Origin of the sequence: Nonomuraea lactucae, assembly GCF_003313395.1 — a bacterium.
Lineage (GTDB): Bacteria > Actinomycetota > Actinomycetes > Streptosporangiales > Streptosporangiaceae > Nonomuraea > Nonomuraea lactucae.
The window spans coordinates 1-5,222 of record NZ_QNFZ01000221.1 but is presented as its reverse complement, the minus strand read 5'-3'; the positions used below and the strand labels follow the sequence as shown (position 1 = coordinate 5,222).

The following is a 5,222-nucleotide window of genomic DNA, read 5'->3' as shown; positions in this document are numbered from 1 at the left end:
GGCTACACGCGGGCCGCGCAGGCGGTCGACTCCGGCCGCGCCGCCGCCACCCTGGCCCGCTGGGTCGAGGTCAGCAGCTCGGTCACCTGACCCGCGGGCGGCCTTCCGTGGCCGCCACGGACGCGTTCGCACCGGCTCCCCCAACGTGGGCGTGGGCGGGCCAGGGGCGCCGGGCGGGTGCGGTGGGCGGCCGTAGGAGGCCGGTCGGGTGGGTTACATGTCCAGGGTGGGGCCGTCCTTGAGGGAGCTCCACTGGAGCCACTGCTTCCAGTTCTCCTGCCAGTGCCCCCACCCGTTGGTGGGCTCCAGCGGGCGGGGGCTGCCCGTGATGATGATCGGATCCCCGATCAGGGTGTTCTTGATGAACCACGCCGCGTTGGCCGGGCTGATGTTGACGCAGCCGTGGCTGACGTTGGAGTTGCCCTGGGACCCCACCGACCAGGGCGCGCTGTGCACGTACTCGCCGCTGTTGGAGATCCGGACCGTGTTGTACACCGTCAGCTGGTAGTAGCCGGCCTGGCCGGGACCGATGCCGGGCGACGTCATGACGGTGACCGGCTCGCGCGACATGGCCAGGTGGACGCCCGAGGTCGTGTGATACTTCCAGACGCCGCCCTGGCCGGCGCTCATCGGCATGGTGCGGATCTTCCTGCCGTCGCGCACGACGTTCAGGACGTGGCTCTGGATGGTGCCCTTGGTGATCTGGGAGCGGCCGATCCTGAAGTCGAGCGTCACGTCGCGCTTGCCGTACATGCCCTCACCGCCGCGCACGCCGGCGAGCCGGGCCTCCAGGCGGACCTTGGTGTGGGCGGGCCAGTATTCGTCCGGCCGGAAGTCGATGTGCCGGTCGTCGAACCAGTGCCAGGCGCCGTGGACGGGCTTGGAGCTACGGACCGTGAGGTTGCGTTCGACCGAGACGCGGTCGGTGATGGGCCGGTCGAAGGCGATCATGATGGGCATGCCGACGCCGACGGTCAGACCGGTGTAGTCCTTGCTGGGGGTGAGCTGCTCGATGTCGAAGGCGGTGCTCGCCTTGACGGTGGAGAACGTGCTGCTGGCCTGCCTCTGCCTGCCGTCGGCGTTGACGGCGACGGAGGTGACCGTGTAGGTGGTGCCCGGCCGGGCGGTGCGGTTGCTGCGCCAGCGGGTGCCGTCGGCGCTGATGACGCCAGGCAGGTCGCCGTGCTTGGCCGTCACCCGGACGCTCTTGAGGGTGCCGCCGTGCGCGGCGACGACCACGGTCTCGTCCGTGGGAACGTTCCCGGTCCTGTCCACGGGAACGACGGCCACCGTGACGTCCGGGGCGGAGGGCTTGGCGCTCCCCTGGGGCACGCCGCTTCCGGAGCACGCAACCAGCAGCGACAGGGCCAGCAGGCCGGTCGATCCATACGCAAGGCGCCCCACGAGTACTCCCCCGTCCCGTTCGGTCCCATCGCCTCCTGTATTACCCAGCGTGATCGATTCGCCACATCCGTGCCCTGGTAAAGGTCACCAAAAAGCGGACGTCCTCCCCAGGGGAGGACGCCCGCTCGGCGGCCTGGCTCAGTGCGAGAAGTTGCCCCGGTAGTACTGGAACACGAACCCGATCATGGCCATGATCACCATGAAGACCCCGATCAGGAACATCCAGAGGCCGATCACGAACCCGGCGAAGGCGAAGGCCGCGGCCAGGCACAGGAACAGCGGCCACCAGCTGCTGGGGCTGAAGAAGCCGATCTCACCGGCGCCGTCGCTGATCTCGGCCTGCTTGTCGTCCTCCGGCTGGTCGCCGATGCGCCTGGCCGTGAACATCAGGTAGTAGCCGATCATGAACGCGAAGCCGACCGAGATGGCCATGGCCGTGGTGCCGACGGGCTCGCCGACGCCGTTCTCGGCCTTCGTCCAGAACCAGTAGGCGACGTCGACCCCGGCGAAGAAGAGGCCGCACAGCAGGAACAGCCAACCCTGGACCTTCATCAGGCCTCAACCTCCTGGGCGGACTTGGCGGACACGTGCGGGTAGTGCAGGTCGAACGCGGGGCGCTCGGACCGGATGCGCGGCAGCGAGGTGAAGTTGTGCCGCGGCGGGGGGCAGGAGGTCGCCCATTCGAGCGAGCCGCCGAAACCCCACGGGTCGTCGACGGTGACCTTGGGCGCGCTGCGCCAGGTCTTCCAGACGTTGTAGAAGAACGGCAGCGTCGAGGCGCCCAGCACGAACGCGCCCACCGAGGAGATCATGTTCAGGTCGGTGAAGCCGTCGATGGCGCTGTAGTCGGCGTAGCGGCGCGGGAAGCCGAGCACGCCGAGCCAGTGCTGCACCAGGAACGTGGTGTGGAAGCCGATGAACAGCAGCCAGAAGTGGACCTTGCCGAGCCGGTCGTCGAGCATCCGGCCGGTGAACTTGGGCCACCAGAAGTAGAAGCCCGCGAACATGGCGAACACCACGGTGCCGAAGACCACGTAGTGGAAGTGGGCGACGACGAAGTAGGTGTCGCTGATGTGGAAGTCGAGCGGCGGCGAGGCCAGGATGACGCCGGTCAGGCCGCCGAGCAGGAAGGTCACCAGGAAGCCGACCGAGAACAGCATGGGCGACTCGAAGGTGAGGTGGCCGCGCCACATGGTGCCGATCCAGTTGAAGAACTTCACGCCCGTCGGCACCGCGATGAGGAACGTCATGAACGAGAAGAACGGCAGCAGCACCTGCCCGGTCGGGAACATGTGGTGCGCCCACACCGTGATCGACAGGCCGGCGATGGAGATCGTGGCCGCGACCAGGCTGATGTAGCCGAAGATCGGCTTGCGGCTGAAGACCGGCAGGATCTCGGTCACGATGCCGAAGAACGGCAGCGCGATGATGTAGACCTCAGGATGCCCGAAGAACCAGAACAGGTGCTGCCAGAGCATCGGCCCGCCGTTGTTCATGGCGAAGATCTGGGTGCCCAGCTTGCGGTCGGCCTCGAGGGCCAGCAGCGCGGCGGCCAGCACGGGGAACGCCATCAGCACGAGCATGCTGGTCAGCAGGATGTTCCAGGTGAAGATCGGCATCCGGAACATCGTCATGCCGGGCGCGCGCATGCAGATGATGGTGGTGATGAAGTTGACCGAGCCGAGGATCGTGCCCAGGCCCGACAGGGCCAGACCCATGATCCACAGGTCGGAGCCGACGCCGGGCGAGTAGATCGTGTTGGACAGCGGCGTGTAGGCGAACCAGCCGAACGAGGCCGCGCCGCCGGGCGTGAAGAAGCCCGCCACCGCGATGGTGCTGCCGAACAGGTAGAGCCAGTAGCTCACCATGTTGAGCCGCGGGAAGGCCACGTCGGGCGCGCCGATCTGCAGCGGCATCAGCTCGTTGGCGAAGCCGGCGAACAGCGGCGTCGCGAACATCAGCAGCATGATCGTGCCGTGCATGGTGAACAGCTGGTTGAACTGCTCGTTGCTGGTGAACTGCAGCTCCGGCTGCGCCAGCTCGGCCCGCATGATCAGCGCCATCACGCCGCCGATCAGGAAGAAGACGAACGACGTGATCAGGTAGAGGTGCCCGATGACCTTGTGGTCGGTCGAGGACAGCCACTTGGCGAGCACGCGCCCCTTGGGGGTCGGCCGGGCCGTCGTCGTCGCGAGGGGTTCTTGGATGGCGGTCACTGGGCACTCCCAGTCTGGGTCGCGATGTACTGGTCCCACTCGGCCTGCGACACGAGCTTGACGCTGAAGAGCATGCGGCTGTGGTCGACGCCGCACAGCTCGGCGCAGCGACCGGCGTAGACGTTGGGCTTGTTCAGCGTGTCGATCTGGAACCTGCGTCCCTTGTTGCCCTCGGGGATGCCGGGGATGACGTCACGCTTGAACACGAAGGCAGGCACCCAGAAGGAGTGGATCACGTCCGGCGACTCCAGGTCGAACTCGACCTTCTTGTTCACCGGGAGGACGAGCTGGGGCCCCTTGAGGTAGTCGCTCACCGGCTGGCCGACGACCGGCTTGAGGGTCTTGCCGTTCACCGTGGTGGTGAAGCGCCAGCTCCACTGGAACGCCTCGACCTTGACCTTCACGTCGGGGTTGGGCGACATGGCCTCCAGGGCGCGGCTGTCGCGGGCGGTGAAGAAGAAGAACACCGACACCATGACCAGCGGGACCAGGGTGTAGAGCATCTCGATCGGCAGGTTGTAGCGCACCTGCGGCGGGAGCTCGGCCTTGGCCCTGCGCTTGCGGTGGAACAGGCACGCCCACACGATCAGGAAGATGACGACGGCGCCCGTGGCGAGCGCGGCGATCCAGGCTCCGTTCCACAGGTTCGCGATCCAGTCACTCTGGGTGGTGATGTTCTCCGGAAGGAGGCCACGAGACCAGTCGGCATCGGGAATGTCATTAGCACACGCCGTAGCGGAGGCCAGCAGCAACGCCAAAACGGCGGCGCGCGGCACCCCGCGCCGGGCCAACGAACGCCGTGTCGAACGGCGAGTCGGACTCACGGATCGCCTACCCCACAGATGAAGCCCAAGAGTCATTCTTGGGCGCTCGTATTTCCACATGCACAGCTGATTGCAGACACATTAGCGTGGAAGGGCCCCGCCCTCCCGCGCGCCCCCGTCGATGCGCCCCCTCGATGTCCCGCCACGGGTGAGCCGCCCCAGGTGGGACGATGGGTCTCGTGGCGTACTTCGACGCGGCCTCGACCGAGCCGCTGCACCCCCAGGCGCGCGAGGCGCTCCTGACGGCGATCGACGCCGGCTGGGCCGACCCCGCGAGGCTCTACAACCAGGCCCGCCGCGCCCGCCTGCTGCTGGAGCAGGCTCGCACGGCGGTGGCCGAGGCTCTCGGCGCGCGGCCCGACGAGGTGTCGTTCGCCTCCTCGGGGACGCAGGCCGTTCATCTCGGCATGCTCGGCACCCTACACGGCAGGCGCAGGGCCGGGCGCCATCTGGTGACGAGCGCCGTCGAGCACTCCAGCGTGCTGCACGCCGCGCAGGAGCACGAGCGCGCGGGCGGCACGAGCGAGGCGGTGGGCGTGAGCCTCACCGGGCGGGTCGATCTCGACGCCTTCACGGCGGCCGTGGCCGCGGAGGGCACGGCGCTGGCGTGCCTGCAGACGGCCAACCACGAGGTCGGCACGCTGCAGCCGGTGGCCGAGGCCGCCGAGACCTGCCGCCTGCACGGGGTGCCGCTCCTGGTGGACGCGGCGCAGACGGCCGGGCGGCTGCCGATCCCGCCGGGCTGGTCGGTGCTGACGGCCAGCGCGCACAAGTGGGG

The 5,222-nt window shown here is 68.2% G+C and carries 5 protein-coding genes; 1 reads left to right on the top strand and 4 read right to left on the bottom strand.

Annotated elements, in window-relative coordinates:
- Positions 1 to 213 precede the first annotated feature (213 nt).
- The 4 genes from DQW85_RS13785 to ctaC form a co-directional block, all read right to left on the bottom strand.
- Positions 214 to 1,404, bottom strand: a complete 1,191-nt coding sequence (locus DQW85_RS13785; RefSeq protein ID WP_113700714.1) for a L,D-transpeptidase — start codon at positions 1,402 to 1,404, stop codon at positions 214 to 216.
- A 138-nt stretch (positions 1,405 to 1,542) separates the two neighbouring features.
- Complete coding sequence (locus tag DQW85_RS13780) at positions 1,543 to 1,956, bottom strand: cytochrome c oxidase subunit 4 (protein WP_113700713.1); 414 nt, start codon at positions 1,954 to 1,956, stop codon at positions 1,543 to 1,545.
- On the bottom strand, positions 1,956 to 3,620 hold the full coding sequence (gene ctaD / locus DQW85_RS13775) for an aa3-type cytochrome oxidase subunit I (RefSeq protein WP_113700712.1): 1,665 nt from the start codon (positions 3,618 to 3,620) through the stop codon (positions 1,956 to 1,958). The genes DQW85_RS13780 and ctaD overlap by 1 nt, the downstream gene beginning before the upstream one ends.
- Entirely contained in the window at positions 3,617 to 4,411 is a 795-nt protein-coding gene (gene ctaC / locus DQW85_RS13770) for an aa3-type cytochrome oxidase subunit II (protein ID WP_240197159.1), read from the bottom strand. The genes ctaD and ctaC overlap by 4 nt, the downstream gene beginning before the upstream one ends.
- A gap of 203 nt (positions 4,412 to 4,614) precedes the next feature.
- Here ctaC and DQW85_RS13765 point away from each other — a divergent pair.
- The coding region (locus DQW85_RS13765; RefSeq protein ID WP_240197158.1) for a cysteine desulfurase family protein at positions 4,615 to 5,222 on the top strand (608 nt) is incomplete at its 3' end.